This window comes from Chryseobacterium sp. WG14, assembly GCF_024586945.1.
Classification (GTDB): domain Bacteria; phylum Bacteroidota; class Bacteroidia; order Flavobacteriales; family Weeksellaceae; genus Chryseobacterium.
The window spans coordinates 26,496-41,796 of record NZ_JALCZD010000008.1 but is presented as its reverse complement, the minus strand read 5'-3'; the positions used below and the strand labels follow the sequence as shown (position 1 = coordinate 41,796).

13 protein-coding genes and 1 riboswitch are annotated in these 15,301 nt (G+C 37.0%); of the genes, 3 read left to right on the top strand and 10 right to left on the bottom strand.

The genetic code is table 11. The annotated features are described in order from the left end of the window. Positions 1 to 3: 3 nt before the first annotated feature. Both MP478_RS14235 and MP478_RS14230 read right to left on the bottom strand, forming a co-directional pair. Positions 4 to 2,448 (bottom strand): TonB-dependent siderophore receptor, encoded by a 2,445-nt coding sequence (locus tag MP478_RS14235; RefSeq protein WP_257200809.1) that lies wholly within the window; start codon positions 2,446 to 2,448, stop codon positions 4 to 6. A gap of 94 nt (positions 2,449 to 2,542) precedes the next feature. After that, positions 2,543 to 2,648: riboswitch (SAM riboswitch) on the bottom strand. 172 nt (positions 2,649 to 2,820) lie between these two features. After that, entirely contained in the window at positions 2,821 to 3,843 is a 1,023-nt protein-coding gene (locus tag MP478_RS14230; protein WP_257200808.1) for a T9SS type A sorting domain-containing protein, read from the bottom strand. Positions 3,844 to 4,011: 168 nt separating this feature from the next. Between MP478_RS14230 and MP478_RS14225 the strand changes: the two genes are divergently transcribed. Further along, positions 4,012 to 4,872 carry a helix-turn-helix transcriptional regulator gene (locus MP478_RS14225; RefSeq protein ID WP_257200807.1) on the top strand — a complete coding sequence of 287 codons (861 nt, stop codon included), beginning with the start codon at positions 4,012 to 4,014 and terminating at the stop codon, positions 4,870 to 4,872. Positions 4,873 to 4,964: 92 nt separating this feature from the next. Here MP478_RS14225 and MP478_RS14220 read toward each other — a convergent pair whose 3' ends face one another. Together MP478_RS14220 and MP478_RS14215 are read right to left on the bottom strand one after the other, a co-directional pair. After that, positions 4,965 to 5,249, bottom strand: coding sequence for a hypothetical protein (locus MP478_RS14220; protein ID WP_174772367.1), 285 nt, complete (start codon positions 5,247 to 5,249; stop codon positions 4,965 to 4,967). Positions 5,250 to 5,341: 92 nt separating this feature from the next. Continuing rightward, positions 5,342 to 6,949 carry a fumarate hydratase gene (locus tag MP478_RS14215; protein ID WP_257200806.1) on the bottom strand — a complete coding sequence of 536 codons (1,608 nt, stop codon included), beginning with the start codon at positions 6,947 to 6,949 and terminating at the stop codon, positions 5,342 to 5,344. Positions 6,950 to 7,085: 136 nt separating this feature from the next. Here MP478_RS14215 and fumC point away from each other — a divergent pair, with 136 nt between their 5' ends. Continuing rightward, on the top strand, positions 7,086 to 8,480 hold the full coding sequence (fumC, locus tag MP478_RS14210) for a class II fumarate hydratase (protein WP_257200805.1): 1,395 nt from the start codon (positions 7,086 to 7,088) through the stop codon (positions 8,478 to 8,480). A 147-nt stretch (positions 8,481 to 8,627) separates the two neighbouring features. Next, positions 8,628 to 8,819, top strand: coding sequence for a hypothetical protein (locus MP478_RS14205; protein WP_257200804.1), 192 nt, complete (start codon positions 8,628 to 8,630; stop codon positions 8,817 to 8,819). Between the two features lie 77 nt (positions 8,820 to 8,896). On the opposite strand, the gene MP478_RS14200 is transcribed toward MP478_RS14205, so the two are convergent. The 6 genes from MP478_RS14200 to MP478_RS14175 all read right to left on the bottom strand — a co-directional run bounded on the left by MP478_RS14200 (position 8,897) and on the right by MP478_RS14175 (position 15,251). Then, a complete protein-coding gene (locus MP478_RS14200) occupies positions 8,897 to 9,832 on the bottom strand; it encodes a Dyp-type peroxidase (RefSeq protein ID WP_257200803.1) in 936 nt (311 codons plus the stop codon). A 59-nt stretch (positions 9,833 to 9,891) separates the two neighbouring features. Beyond that, a complete protein-coding gene (locus tag MP478_RS14195) occupies positions 9,892 to 11,541 on the bottom strand; it encodes a DNA repair protein RecN (RefSeq protein WP_257200802.1) in 1,650 nt (549 codons plus the stop codon). An 81-nt stretch (positions 11,542 to 11,622) separates the two neighbouring features. Continuing rightward, a complete protein-coding gene (locus MP478_RS14190; protein WP_230032749.1) occupies positions 11,623 to 12,525 on the bottom strand; it encodes a DUF4835 family protein in 903 nt (300 codons plus the stop codon). A 36-nt stretch (positions 12,526 to 12,561) separates the two neighbouring features. Next, the gene (gene coaBC, locus MP478_RS14185; protein ID WP_230032752.1) at positions 12,562 to 13,767 is read right to left on the bottom strand and encodes a bifunctional phosphopantothenoylcysteine decarboxylase/phosphopantothenate--cysteine ligase CoaBC; all 1,206 of its coding nucleotides are present in this window, start codon (positions 13,765 to 13,767) and stop codon (positions 12,562 to 12,564) included. Between the two features lie 122 nt (positions 13,768 to 13,889). Then, positions 13,890 to 14,213: a DNA-directed RNA polymerase subunit omega gene (locus MP478_RS14180; protein ID WP_027378789.1), complete on the bottom strand. Its 324-nt coding sequence runs from the start codon at positions 14,211 to 14,213 to the stop codon at positions 13,890 to 13,892. Positions 14,214 to 14,255: 42 nt separating this feature from the next. Beyond that, positions 14,256 to 15,251 (bottom strand): outer membrane protein assembly factor BamD, encoded by a 996-nt coding sequence (locus MP478_RS14175; protein ID WP_230032754.1) that lies wholly within the window; start codon positions 15,249 to 15,251, stop codon positions 14,256 to 14,258. Positions 15,252 to 15,301: the final 50 nt, after the last annotated feature.

The following is a 15,301-nucleotide window of genomic DNA, read 5'->3' as shown; positions in this document are numbered from 1 at the left end:
TGATTAAAAATTAAAATTAAGCCTTCCGAAGAAATAGCTACCCAAAGTTCCCATTTGTACAGGAGCATACTTAAATACTCCATAATATGAATTTTCATAAATCTGACGATCAGGGAATACATCAAAGACATTATTAGCACCTACGGTAAAGTTGATATTTTTTGTAATATCATATCCTACACTGACATCTGTAATCACCTTCGGCGAAAATTCCTGAACGCTTCCAAAAGGATATCCGTCCCTTATTACTTTACCAAAATAGGTATTTCTTACGAGAAAATTAAACTTTCCAATCCCATAATTCAATCCTAATGAGGCCTTTGTTTTGGGTGATAAAGTTTCAATAATATTGATCTGGTCGGGTCCAAAAAATTCATTCTGAGGAGTTTCTAAGTTTTGAGGAAAATGAAAATCTGTAATTTTTGTTTCTGTATAATTTCCGGCAAGGTTTATATTAAGGTTTCCGTCTCCCAACTTCCAGTCATAGGAAATAACCAGATCCACTCCTTTGGTTTCGGTATCAATAGCATTAGCAAAAAATCTTCCGCTTTCGACCTCTTTTCCCACGCCTACTACATCAGGGTCTGATAACCTGGAATCTGTAATATTACTTGTAATGACAATCCTGTCTTTCACTTTAATGAAGTATCCGTCTAAAGTAATGAATAGGCCTTTCACCGGCTTTAAAGTAAATCCAACGCTTCCATTGACAGAGGTTTCCTGTTTTAGCTTATCAAATCCAAGCACCTGTGCAGCTTTACTGTCATTATTAAAAATCCCTTTGGTTACAATCGTAGATCCTGAAGTTGAAATATCTGCATAAGAATTATTGAAATACTGCTGCTGTAGGGAAGGAGCTCTGAAACCTGTTCCTACTGCTGCTCTTACAGCATAATTTTTTATAAACTCATACCGTACGGCTAGTTTTCCATTCAGGGTATTTCCAAAATCAGAATAGTTTTCAAACCTTGCTGCTGCATCAATATTCAGCTTTTTATCCAAATCATAAGATATATCAGCATATACCGCTGTAGAATGCCTGTCTTTTTTTAAAGTATTATCCGGTGAAAAGCCAATGAATGATTGCGATCCTCCTGCTCCGATCACTGTTGATCCCGTACCAGCTACATTTCCGTTAACATCATACTGAGTATAAGATGCAGGATCTCCGGATTTGATCTGATATTGTTCAAATCTGAATTCACCTCCAAATGCTATATTAAAGTTATTTATATTTTTAGAAACATCAAGATTAAGGGTATTTTGCAGAAAACTGTGTGCTCCGGCATAAAATCGGGTCGGCGATTTTGCTCCTAAAGAAGCATTATTCGTATTGCTTACATTATAATTGAACGTATTGTTTCCAAACGTATTGCTTACATCAAAAAGCCAGTTGTTTACATTATATTTTGCTCCGACGGCATAAGAGATATCATATACCTGAGATCCCAGCTCCGCCTGAAATCCATTGGGATAAATGGATGAAACAACATTAAACGTTTCACTGGGAAGCCTTCTGAAACCATATCCTTTTCCTTCTTTAATACTGAAGCCTCCAAAGGAATAAAGTTTAAAATTGTTATTAAAAGAATATTCTGAATTAAAAAACAGCTGCGCCTGCTTGATCTGTGCGTCTCCAATCTGAAAGTTGAAGTAATCACGGGTTAAACCCCTTTTTTTAATTTCCTCATCATCTGCAGCTCTTGCGGCCTCAGGATCATCAGCGAAAGGATACGCAAAATTATTTCCGAAAATATCTAAATCATGATTTTGAGTCCTTGTTGTTTTTCCTCTGTGGCTTAGCTGTAACGAAAGATTGACGTAACCTTCTTTTTTTCCTAATGATGCCCCGTAATTAACTCCTGCCTGGTAGGTGTCCCCATCATTCCTTCCGCTTAATCCGTAGGTAATACTTGCTGATGCGCCTGCATTCTTTTTGAGAATAATATTGATTACTCCCGCAATGGCATCAGAGCCATACTGTGCCGCTGCTCCATCTCTTAATACTTCAATTTTTTCAATAGCAATAACAGGAATTGTACTCAAATCTGTTCCCACAGAACCATTTCCAACTGTATTCTGATAGTTGACCAAAGAAGTGGTATGTCTTCTTTTCCCATTAACCAATACTAAGACCTGATCCGGGCCCATTCCTCTCAATGTCACTGGATCAATATGCTCGGTTCCGTCAGAAGCAGACTGTCTTACAGAATTAAATGAGGGAATGACATAGTTCAATAAATCCTGAACCGTTATTTGTGGGGATGCTTTCTGTATTTTATCGATATTAATAACATCTACAGGAACCGGCGTCTCTAGTTTTGTCCTTTTAACATTTCGGTTGCCTACGATGATAATATCTTCAATTTGTTTTCCTTTTTCTTCCTGTTCCTGGGCAGCGATCCCAATGGCACCAAGCAATAATACAGCTATGCTTACTTTTTTCATCTTTTGTTCCTGCAAAAATTATTATACATTCCGAGAATCAATCCTCAGACACACAAGACTTCAAGAAATGGAATTCATATAAGAATATTGACTTCAATTATCTCCCCCATCGGGTTGGAATTAGCACCTTTACACTGTTGGAATTGTGTAGGTTGCTAAGGTTTCTTTGGGCCAAATCCCTCCACCTTTCTTGATAAATCTACTGCAAAAGTAGACTATTTTTTTCAATATGCAAAAGCCGTTTTTACGATTTACAAACGCAGCATAAAAAAGGCTTATGAAAAATTTCATAAGCCTCCCTAATAAAAGTAATTGTAATTGAAGTGAACTATTTTATGTAAAGGGAATACAGTGATTCTACAAGAAGACTGCTTATCCTTTAATAATCTTTTTAGAAACCGTCTGTCCGTTTTTTAATTTTATTTCTACAATGTATAAACCGTCCGGAAGTCCTGTCATATTCATCTGATCATTTAAAAACCCGGCGTCCATCTTTTGTCCTACCGTATTTGTTATGTTTATACTTTCAATTGTGGAAGCTGCTTTAATGGTCAGAATTCCTTTTGTTGGATTGGGATAAACCCCTATGTTGTTATGATTGAGTCTTACCTCCGAAGTAGCAAGTTCCGAGGTAGGTTTAATACATCTTACCGATGCCCCCTGCCCTCTGGGTGCCCCTGCTGAAGCATTCGCACTTATGGTCCCTACGTACAGATATTTCCCTCCAAGTCCGGATATATCCGAACTCCAAAAATATCCTCTCTTTCCTACAAAAGTAAAACTAGCGTCTGAAGAACTGCGATATCCTCCTGCAGGCAATTTCAGATGACTGCTGTAAGCACTTGCGGGAGCCGTAACACTTTCAAGGCTAACAATACTTGCCCAGTCTGTCTGTGTTGGCATTCTCCAATCAGCACCTATTGCCTTGCATGGGTCTACACCCACTGTTTTTCCTAGCCCATCTATGTTCTTTGCAGTCCATTCATCAGTAGGCTCAAGAGTGGACCACCACGCGGGTGTTCCTATAATGTACGAGCTCACTCCTGCTAAACCATCCGGTCTGTTAGGGGTTGGAGCAGAAACGGTGGCAGAATTTCTTTCCTGATGTCCATCATCCCATCTTCCCCATTGAAAAAGATCACCATATGAAGCTTCGTCATCCAGAGAAGAGGCTACTTTAGAACTTCCCAGATTCTGCTGCAGCCATATTTTTCCATCATTTCCTCTTACCGTAGTATAAGAAACTGTTTGGCCACGGTATGTAAATTTCACACATCCTACATCTCCAGGATTATTTCCAGGATCTGTATTGGTACAGTTTTGTGGATTTCCCTGTGCATATAAACTATTCAAAGCAATGAATATCAGCATCATTCCCACATTTATTTTTCTCATCGAAAAATATAGATTTTCAAACATAATCAATATTATTTTTAATTATTCTAAATTTAATTAATTTTGCACAAAAGTAGCTTTCCCGTTTAATTCAGAGTTATCATTTCCCAACTTTTAGTTATCCGGTATAGGAGTTATATATGAATATTATTAAAAACAATGCTGATTATGAGTTATTTAAATGGAGAAAAGATATTGTTTGCCTCAGATAATATTAGCATAGAATTTTGTTCCGAACGATATTCAAGAACTTCAATACTGGAAGCTGGATCGAGCTTTACTCTGCTCTTCCTGTTGGGGTCAGACATTTATCTTGAAAAATCTGTCTGCCTGCTCCCAATGGTTTTTAGAAAAAATCAATACATCCTTTATTATTCTTCTGAAGAAAATAAAGCTGAATTACGCTGTGACAGTCAGGAAGCACTCAAATATTTACTGATCCGGATTGACTATCAGTATATTGTCAACCTTATTAATCCTCAATCCAGCCAGGAAAGCACGGATATACTGGAAAATATGATCACGAATAATTTCATCTATCTGCATAAAGAAACACCTCCCAGCATGACCGTTGAAATGCATATGATTCTTAAAGAAATCATAGATTCTCCAAAGAAAGGTGTTATTCAGAAGTTGTTTATCGAGGCAAAGATTATTAAGCTTCTTATTCTTGTATTTGAGCAGTTCCATGAAAAAAACAGGGGACCATCAAAACCGGGGACTCCGGAAATGATCAAAAAATACCTGGATGAAAATTACCACAGCAATATAAAGGCTGAAGAAATAGGAAAACTACTCGGGATTAATCAGAATATAATCCGGCAGGAATTCAAAACCCAGTATCATATGACCATTTCCCATTATATTTCTGAACTAAGAATGCTAAAGGCGAAAAAACTGATTACCAACAGTGATGTAATGATCAAAGAAATCGCTATTGAATGCGGGTATGAATATGTACAGAATTTTACACGCGCCTTTAAAAAGAAATTTGGTGTTGCTCCTGAAAATTTGAGAAATAACAAATAGAAAAACCGCCTAAAAAATTAAGCGGTTTATATATGTTGTTTTGCTTTGATATTACTTTTTCAGAATTAAGGTGAAAAAGCAATGACAATCAATTAATGATGATGTCCGTGATCGTGAATGAAAGGTCCGTTACCCTTAGGCTGGTTGTAAAGAACCTCTACACCTTCCTGCTCATAAATATTCTTTCTTCTGATATCTTCAGGATCGAAAGCCTTTACTTTTCCAAAGTATTCTTTCAAACCTTCCGTAAGCCACATTGGAATGACCAATCCGAAGAACATAAAAATACACCAGAACCCTACTAAGAACATAGTAATAAAGAATACAGTCCATAGGAACTGGTAGAACGGCCAAAATGCTGATAAAATAGTTATCATTCTCTTTAGATTTTAGGCAAAAATAGAGCTTTTTTCTTTTTTACACAAAAGATATAGGCTCTATTTTATAATTTATTTTAATTTTAAACTAACTAGTGGGCAAGATTTGCGAAGAAATCATTTCCTTTATCATCTGTAATAATGAATGCAGGGAAGTCTTTTACTTCAATTTTTCTTACGGCTTCCATCCCCAATTCAGGGAAATCCACTACATCTACAGATACAATATTATCCTTTGCAAGGATAGCTGCAGGCCCTCCGATAGATCCAAGATAGAACCCTCCATATTTATTACATGCATCTGCAACATCTTTACTTCTGTTTCCTTTAGCCAGCATAATCATACTTCCGCCATGGCTTTGAAACTCGTCAACATACACATCCATTCTTCCAGCAGTAGTAGGTCCGAAACTTCCTGATGCCATTCCTTCCGGAGTCTTTGCAGGCCCGGCATAATAAATCGGGTGGTTTTTGAAATACTCTGGCATTGGTTTTCCACTATCTATCAGTTCCTTGATCTTAGCATGAGCGATATCTCTAGCCACGATAAGAGTACCATTTAATTTTAGTCTTGTTTTGATTGGATATTTTGAAAGATCAGCTAGAATATCCTGCATAGGCTTATTCAAATCAACTTCCACGGCTTCTTCCAAATGAGGAGGTGTAACTGGTAAGAATCTTTTTGGATCCTGTTCCAGTTGCTCAAGGAAAATTCCTTCTTTTGTAATTTTTCCTTTAATGTTTCTATCTGCAGAACAGGAAACTCCCATTCCTACCGGACATGAAGCAGCGTGTCTTGGAAGTCTGATCACTCGTACGTCATGGGTAAGATATTTCCCTCCAAACTGTGCTCCAATAGCACTTTCCTGGCATATTTTCTGAACTTTAGCTTCCCATTCAAGATCTCTGAACGCCTGCCCGGCTTCATTTCCTTCTGTCGGAAGATGATCATAATATTTAGCGGAAGCTTTCTTTACAGCGGCAAGGTTCGCTTCTGCAGAAGTTCCTCCAATGACTAAAGCAAGGTGATACGGAGGGCAGGCTGCCGTTCCAAGATCTGAAATTTTCTCTTTGACAAACTCTTCAAGAGACTTTTCGTTCAGTAAAGATTTTGTCTTTTGGTACAGAAATGTTTTATTGGCAGAACCTCCTCCTTTTGTTAAAAACAAGAACTCATAATAATCTCCTTTTTTAGCATAGATATCAATCTGTGCCGGAAGGTTTGATCCTGAATTTTTCTCGTCAAACATGGTTAAAGGGACTACCTGAGAATATCTTAAGTTTCTTTTTTGGTAGGTATTGAAAATTCCACGGCTTAAAAACTCACCGTCGTCTACTCCTGTGTATACATTTTCTCCTTTTTTACCCATTACAATTGCTGTTCCTGTATCCTGACAAGAAGGAAGAGCTCCCTCAGCAGCTACTGCAGCGTTCTGTAGCAAGTTATAAGCAACAAATCGATCATTATCTGTAGCTTCAGGATCATCAATAATTCTTCTAAGACTCTCTAAGTGAGAAGAACGCAACATAAAAGAAACATCCGCCATAGCTTCCTCAGCAAGTAATTCCAACCCTTTAGGATCTACAGTTAAGATTTCTCTGTCTCCTAATTTTTCAACTTTTACATAATCTGATGTAAGCTTTTTATACACCGTATCATCTTTCTGAATTGGATACGGATCCTGATATCTAAATTCCATTCAATTTTTTGTTTGCGCAAAAATACGGCTACCGTAAAAAATATGAGTAAAATCAGTCATTAAAATTGATATTTATAATGATTATAAATTGCGAAATTCTGGTGTTATCAGTAACTTTATAAAAATTTCAATCACAATGAATTACAGAATAGAAAAAGACACCATGGGCGAAGTGCAGGTACCTGCAGATAAACTTTGGGGAGCACAGACAGAGCGTTCCAGAAATAATTTTAAAATAGGTCCTGAGGGCTCAATGCCACATGAAATCATTGAGGCATTTGCCTATTTGAAAAAAGCAGCAGCGTACGCCAATAGTGATTTGGGAGTTCTTCCCGCTGAAAAAAGAGATATGATTGCTAAAGTCTGTGATGAAATTCTGGAGGGCAAGCTCAATGATCAGTTTCCACTGGTTATTTGGCAGACCGGCTCAGGAACCCAGTCAAACATGAATGTCAATGAAGTTGTTTCCAACAGGGCACATGTCAATAATGGGGGTACTTTAGGAGAAAAATCTGAAATTCACCCAAATGACGATGTCAATAAATCTCAATCATCCAATGATACCTATCCTACAGCGATGCATATTGCAGCGTATAAAAAAGTAGTGGAAGTAACGATTCCTGCTGTAGAAAAATTAAAAAATACATTATCTGAAAAATCCAAAGCATTCAAGGACGTTGTAAAAATCGGAAGAACTCACCTGATGGATGCTACTCCCCTTACTCTTGGGCAGGAATTTTCAGGATATGTTGCTCAGTTGGAATTTGGATTAAGAGCTTTAAAAAATACCCTGCCTCACCTTTCTGAACTTGCACTTGGCGGAACAGCAGTAGGAACCGGATTGAATACGCCAAACGGCTATGATGTAAAAGTAGCCGAGCATATTGCAAAGTTTACCAACCTGCCTTTTATTACTGCTGAAAATAAATTTGAAGCCCTTGCTGCTCATGATGCTATTGTTGAAAGTCATGGTGCTTTAAAACAGCTTGCCGTATCATTATTCAAAATTGCACAGGACATCAGGTTACTGGCTTCCGGACCCCGATCTGGAATTGGTGAAATCCATATTCCTGAAAATGAACCTGGATCATCTATCATGCCGGGAAAAGTAAATCCTACTCAAAATGAGGCCTTGACTATGGTTTGTGCTCAGGTTTTAGGAAATGATACTACGATCTCTTTTGCAGGAACTCAGGGAAATTATGAGCTTAATGTTTTTAAACCTGTTATGGCTTACAATTTCTTACAATCTGCCCAGCTGATTGCCGATGCATGTATTTCATTTAATGATCATTGTGCGGTTGGAATTGTACCTAACCATGAGAGAATTAAAGAGCTTGTCGACAAATCTTTAATGCTTGTAACCGCTCTCAATACTCATATTGGTTATGAAAATGCCGCAAAAATTGCAAAAACAGCCCATAAAAACGGGACCACTTTAAAAGAAGAAGCGGTGAATCTGGGCTTGTTAACTGCCGAACAATTTGACGAATGGGTAAAACCTGAAGACATGGTGGGAAGCCTGAAATAATGTTAAAAACAGAATATATATCAGTAAAGTCCTGGGAATTCCCGGGCTTTTTTGGTAATGCAAAATACTGACTAACAATTTTTTATTAAATTCAGATTCGCATATTATTTTTTCATAAATTAGTGATATAGTTTCAAAACAAAATCCATGAAAAACTTAACGAAATTAAAGAGACAAAACTTAAGGGAAGTACTAGGAGGAAATTTAGCTTCAAACTGCCAGGGGAGATTTAAATATCCTGCCTATTATAACGGATATTCTGCATGCTGCGTAGCACAAACAGATTATCCCTGCTCCCAGACTGTCATGTGCCAACTTCCTATTGGAATGTGTGATTGAGATTATCATCTGATATCATCTCTGTAAGTAATTGATAAAAGGCTGCTTCAATGATGAAGCAGCCTTTTTTATTTATATTATCCTGAAAATTCGTCAAGCATATTTCTGGTTGGAACAAAGAAAAGTGTTCCTGTTACCGCGGTACTGAAATCTAAAATCCGGTCATAATTTCCCGGAGGATTGCCAATAAACATATTTGTAAGCATCTTTTTCGCGGTGCTAAAAGTACTTGCATAAGAAATGAAATAGGTTCCAAATTCATTCGTGGAAGGATTTCCGAAAGGCATATTGTCTCTTACAATTTTAAGTTCTTCGCCATTTTCCCCTTCTATATTCGCTAACGCAATATGTGAATTTGACGGTTTCACTTCATCAGACATTTCAATATCCTTATCTTTTGACCTCCCGATTACCTTTTCCTGGTCTTCTGTAGAAAGGCTTTTCCAGGCATCCATATTATGAAGATATTTCTGAACAAAGAGATAGCTTCCTCCCTGATATTGGGAATCTTCATTTCCAATTTTCGCAAAATAATCACGATCTTCTCCGTGTGGGTTTTCTGTTCCGTCTACAAAACCAAGAATAGACCTTGCATCCCAATATTTAAATCCATGAACTTCCAGAATACTTTCCGCCACAGAACTTAATAATTTGGATATCTCAATACCCATGTCAAAAATAACACTTTGATTGTCTGCTCTTAAGTGAAAATGTAAATCTCCGGGAGTAGAAACGGCAGTATGTTTCAGTCCTTTAATCTCTTCAAAGTCCACAAGTTCTTTCGGCATAGGTGTCGGAAGGCTCAGCTTTTTCCATGCTTCACAACCAATTCCCATCACACAACTGGCCCTGCTGTCCGGAAATCTGTTGAAAACAGAATTATTAAGATTTAAAACCAACGCGCATAGCTCCTGGAAAACCTCTTTCAGCTGTGGAACATCATTAAGCTTCCAAACCATGAATATGGTATTTGTGTTAGGGTAATCCGTAACATTTTGCGATTCTAAACTCATGCTTATTTTTTTGAATTAAGGTACGTAACAGAATGCTGATCTACAAGTCTGTTAAAGTTTTAACCGATCAATTCTTTAGCCTGTGCCAAAGCTGCTTCTGTAATCTTACTTCCGGAAAGCAGCTGGGCAATTTCGGTTAGCTTTTGATCCTCTGTTAAAGGAATAATTGTAGATTGGGTTCTTCCGGAAACATCCTGTTTTACCACCTTATAGTTATCATTTCCTTTTGCCGCTACCTGTGCCAGGTGAGAAATAACGATAAGCTGCATGTCTTTAGACATTTCTCTCATAAGGTTTCCGATTTCTTCAGCTACTTTCCCTGAAACACCCGTATCTATTTCGTCCAGAATAAGAGTCGGAAGGTCATCACTTTCTGCAATAATTTTCTTTACAGCAAGCATAACCCTTGACCTTTCGCCACCAGAAATAGCCGTTTGAATAGGTCGTAACGGAAATCCTGAGTTCGCCTGAAATAAAAGCTGGATATTTTCTTTTCCGAATGCATTAAATTCAGGAATATCCAGAAGCTCTATATCTACTTTTGCTTTTTCAAGACCTAATTTTTTAAGAAGGGTTTCTGCTTTTTTTACAAAAATAGGCACATTCTTTTTTCTGTTTTTTGAAAGTTTCTCAGAAAGAGCCTGGAGTATTTTTTCTTTATCAGAAATATTTCCTTCTGTTTCAATAATTTGTGCTTCTAATTCTGAAGCGCCTTTCTGATCGCCCGCCAGTTCATTCCTCACTGCTATCAGCTCATTTACGTCTGATACATTATGCTTTAAGAGTAAGGCATTGATTTTATTATTAAGCTCTGTAAGAAGTAATAAGTTCTCCGGATTAATTTCTACATTTTCGGCTTCGTTTTCAAGCTCGGAAATGATATCTTTTATTTCTACAAAAGAAGTTTCCAACCGTTGGTCCAGTTCAGCAAAGCTGGTTGAAATCTCAGAAATCCTAGACAGTTTATTCTTTGCTTCATTAAAGAAAGATAAAATCCCGATTTCTTCCTGGTGGAATCTCGATAAGATCTGACCCAGATTTTCAGAAATCATTCCTGCATTTTCCTGAATGGCAAGCTGATTCTGCATCTCTTCGTAATCTACTTCATCCAGCTTCAGCTCTTCCAGCTCATTAAGCAGAAAGTCTTTATAATCACTTTCTTTATTGGTTTCGGAAAGCTGTGTATGAAGCTTTTTAAGCTGCAGTTTCAAACTTTGGAAATCTGAAAATACCTGTTGATATTCTTCAATGATCTGCTTGTTTTCAGAAAGTCCGTCAATTATTTTAAACTGATATTCTGAAGTAAAAAGATTGGAAGTTTCAAATTGAGAATGAATATCAATCAGCTGTGATGAAAACTCTTTAAGCACATCCAGGGTGACCGGAACATCATTAATGAATGCCCGTGATTTTCCCGAAGGTAGAATTTCCCTTCTTATGATCGTCTGAAGTTCATAATCAAGGTCATTTTCTATAAAGAATTTTTTAAACTGATTATTCAGTGCAAATTCGGTTTCTACGACACTTTTTTCCTCTGCGTTCGAAACTGACTTTACATCTGCCCTTTCACCCAGAATAAGTCTGAGTGCACCCAGAATAATAGATTTACCAGCTCCCGTTTCACCGGTTATTACCTGCAAACCGTTTTTCAATGACACTTCAAGGGTATCAATCAGGGCAAAGTTTTTAATATAAATTCTCGAAAGCATGGATGAGGGGCTGGTTACTTTAAGTAGTGCAAATATAGAATTTTAGTGTTCAGTATTCAATAGCTGAATGTTTGAATTCTTTTATTTCCATTTATTCCACTTATTATCAATATTTTTTGGAGAAATAATAATCATGGTCTGCTTCAGATCATTAATATTGACGGGACCATTATTTCCTGAATTAAAAATATTGAAGATCTCGTCACTTTTATTATCCATGAAAGTATTAAAGAAGTATGACTGCTGAAATGAGTTTTCGTACATTTTCAGCTGCATCAGGGCATCAAAAATCACTTTTTTGGCTCCTCCCTGATCCTGATTGAAGAGATTATCTAATCCTGCCCTGTGATAGGTGTAAATTACTGAGCGTAATTGACTCCAGTTAGGATTCAAAATTTCATTAACCAGTATCGTGCGGCTTCTTGGCTCATTGACGGTATTCCATCCTTCATAATTTCTGTTCTGCGAATTCTGGGCGATCTGCTGGGCTTTTGAAAACCATTGTGAACCACCCATAGACTGGAAGCTGTCGGCATCATATCCTAAGATCAGATAAATATAAAAACTGATTACATCGGTAAGGTTCTTCCCGGAAAACTGTCTTTCATTAAATATAAGATTTTCATTTTCAATATATTCGAATGCAAATCTTTGATCCTGAAGGTTTATTAAGGGAGATTCATAATTTGAGCTATAAACAGGACGTACAGCCTGTACTACTATAGCTCCTTTAAATCTGTTATCCGTTCTTTCAGAGATAACGATAGAGAAACCACATTTTATTTTTTCAAAATTCTGCAGTTTTTTTCCTGTCCAGCTGGTATTATTGATAAAGTCTTTGAGGCTTTTTTCCAAAGCCTTATAAGCTTGCTGGTTACTTCCCCCCAATTGTTGGGAGTTTACCTGTACGGTTGCCAGCAATTCCTGGGAAAAGCTGATGCTGTATATAAAAAGCAGAAAAAATAAGCTTATAATTTTTTTCATTGTCTGTTAAAAATTGAGAACGGAAATTTATTAAAATTATTTTAAAAGCTGAGCTTCCACAAAGTTGAGAATATCTTTGGCTACTTCATCTTTCGATTTAAGGTTAAATTCTGTCTTTTCCGTTTTGGTAAATATTTTAATTTTATTGGTATCGTTTTTAAAGCCTGCACCTTCATCGCGCAGAGAATTTAAAACAATCATATCAAGATTTTTCTTTTCAAGTTTTCCTTTGGCATTCTCTTCTTCATTCTGTGTTTCGAGGGCAAATCCTACCAAAAACTGATGGGTTTTCTTTTCGCCCATTGTTTTTAAGATATCAGGATTTTTCACCAGCTCAATTGTCAGATTTTCATCATTCTTCTTGATCTTTTCTTTAGCCACTTCTTTAGGGGCATAGTCTGCTACGGCAGCACTGGCAATTCCGATGTCTATTGTATCATAAAACTCAAATACTTTAGCCAGCATTTCTTTAGCAGAAGTTACTTTGTGAAGTTCCACATTTTTATCATGAATCACCTGGGCACTAGGTCCTGAAATTAAAATTACTTTTGCTCCTCTCTTTGACGCTTCTTCAGCTAAAGCGAATCCCATTTTCCCTGAAGAATGGTTTCCTATAAATCTCACCGGGTCAATGGCCTCATATGTTGGACCTGCAGTAATCAATACCGTTTTTCCTTCAAGACTTTTTTCCTTAGCTTCAGTGTTAAAATAATTTTCAACTGCATTAAAAATGGTTTCAGGCTCTGCCATTCTTCCCTGTCCAATAAGTCCACTTGCCAATTCTCCGTTTTCTGCAGGAATTATTGTATGCCCAAAACTTTCTGCAAGTTCTATGTTTTTCTTTGTAGATGGGTGAACATACATATCCAAATCCATCGCAGGAGCAATAAATACAGGACATTTTGCAGACATATAGGTAGCAATAACCAGATTATCACACATCCCATGAACCATTTTAGACAGTGTGTTGGCTGTACAAGGTGTCACCAGCATTACATCTGCCCAAAGTGCTAACTCCACGTGGCTGTTCCAGCTTCCATTATCTCCATAAAAGTCTGAATAAACAGGCTTTTTCGATAATGTAGACAAGCTTAACTTCGTCACAAAATGTTCAGCATCGGGAGTCATAATAACCTGTACTTCGGCACCTTTCTTTACAAAATCCCTTATCAGAAAATGAATTTTGTAGGCAGCAATCCCTCCGGAAACTGCGATAAGTATCTTTTTACCGGAAACACTCATTTAGTTCTAATTTTTTTGAAATACTAAAATACTTATTTTTTCCCACAATCAGGGTTTAAAACAACAAAGGTCATAAAAGAACTCAGTTCCTTTATGACCTTTGTCTATAAAAATACAGATGATTATTTTCTTTCTTCTGTTTTTCTGAAATAAATATCTTCATTTAGCCATTCTTCAATAGCGATTGAAGTTGGCTTTGGAAGTTTTTCGTAATGTTTAGAGATTTCAATCTGCTCTCTGTTTTCGAAAACTTCTTCTAATGTAGAATTGTGAACGGCAAATTCGTCTAATTTATTGTGAAGTTCCGTACGGATCTCCGCATTGATTTGCTCTGCTCTCTTTCCCATGATAACAATAGCTTCGTAGATTGAACCTACTTTATCTTCAATCTTATCTTTGTCGTAAGTAATAGTATTTACTTCGGCTTTTGTATCTTTTACACTCATTTTGAGAAAATTATTTTATTTATAAGACGGCAAATTTACGAATTATCTTTTAATTTTGAAAGTCGCCGCTGGAGGAGGGGTATTAAGTGCCGCACTATCCCTCTGGATCTGCATTGCTTTCTTTTCATTACTGATTTGATCCTTGATTTGTTGATCAGTTTTATTTTTTTCAGTCAGTTTTGCTTCCTCTTTCTTTTGTTTTGCATTCAAAGTGGCAACTCTAGCTTCTACCTGTTTTTTAACAACAGCGAAATCTTTCTTTTCTTTTTCCAATTTAGCACGTAGATCTATTGCCGTTTTAGAGTATTCCGTATTAGGCAATTCTTTTTCTACCACCTTTGTGTAGGTTAATGCACTTTCAATACGTTCATCTTTAAGTTCATAAACAGATTTTGCGGCTAGCTCATAACGGGATTTCATGATATAATCATAAATCTTCGGACGGAGTTTTGTACTTGGAAAATCTTCCAACACGTTTTCAAGAGCTACGGTAGCGGCTTTATACTGCCCCATTTTGAAATACTGTCTTGCATTTTCATAGGCTTTGAACTCTAATTTATAAGTCAGCTCATCAATAAGCTGGCTGATATTTTTAGATCTTTCAGAATTTGGATAGTTGGTAAGGAAATCCTGAAGTTCGTTAATTGCCAGTTCTGTACTGGACTGGTCAAGGTTATAATCCATTGATCCTTCATAGTAGCATAATGCTGACATATAAGCCGCTTCTTCTGCTCTGGGATCTTTTGGAAAGTTGACCGCAAAGTTTTTAAATTGATGCCCCGCCAGTTTATAACTTTTATCGTAATAGTTTGCATAGGCTGTATTGAAACCTACGTTGGGAAAATCATCTGTTCCTGCTACCAGATTGGTAAGTCTGTCATAAAGAGCCAGTGCATTTTTCCACTTTTTCTTAGCAAAGTTGTCATTCGCTGCTTTTAAGATAAAATCTTTGTCAGCACTCTTCATTGCTTTTTCCTGACGGCTTGCACATGAAGCAACCACTGCTACAGCAAACAGCCCTAAAATATATTTTTTCATATAAAAAATTCAACAGTTTTCGGATTAGACAGCCGATTTACTAATTTGCA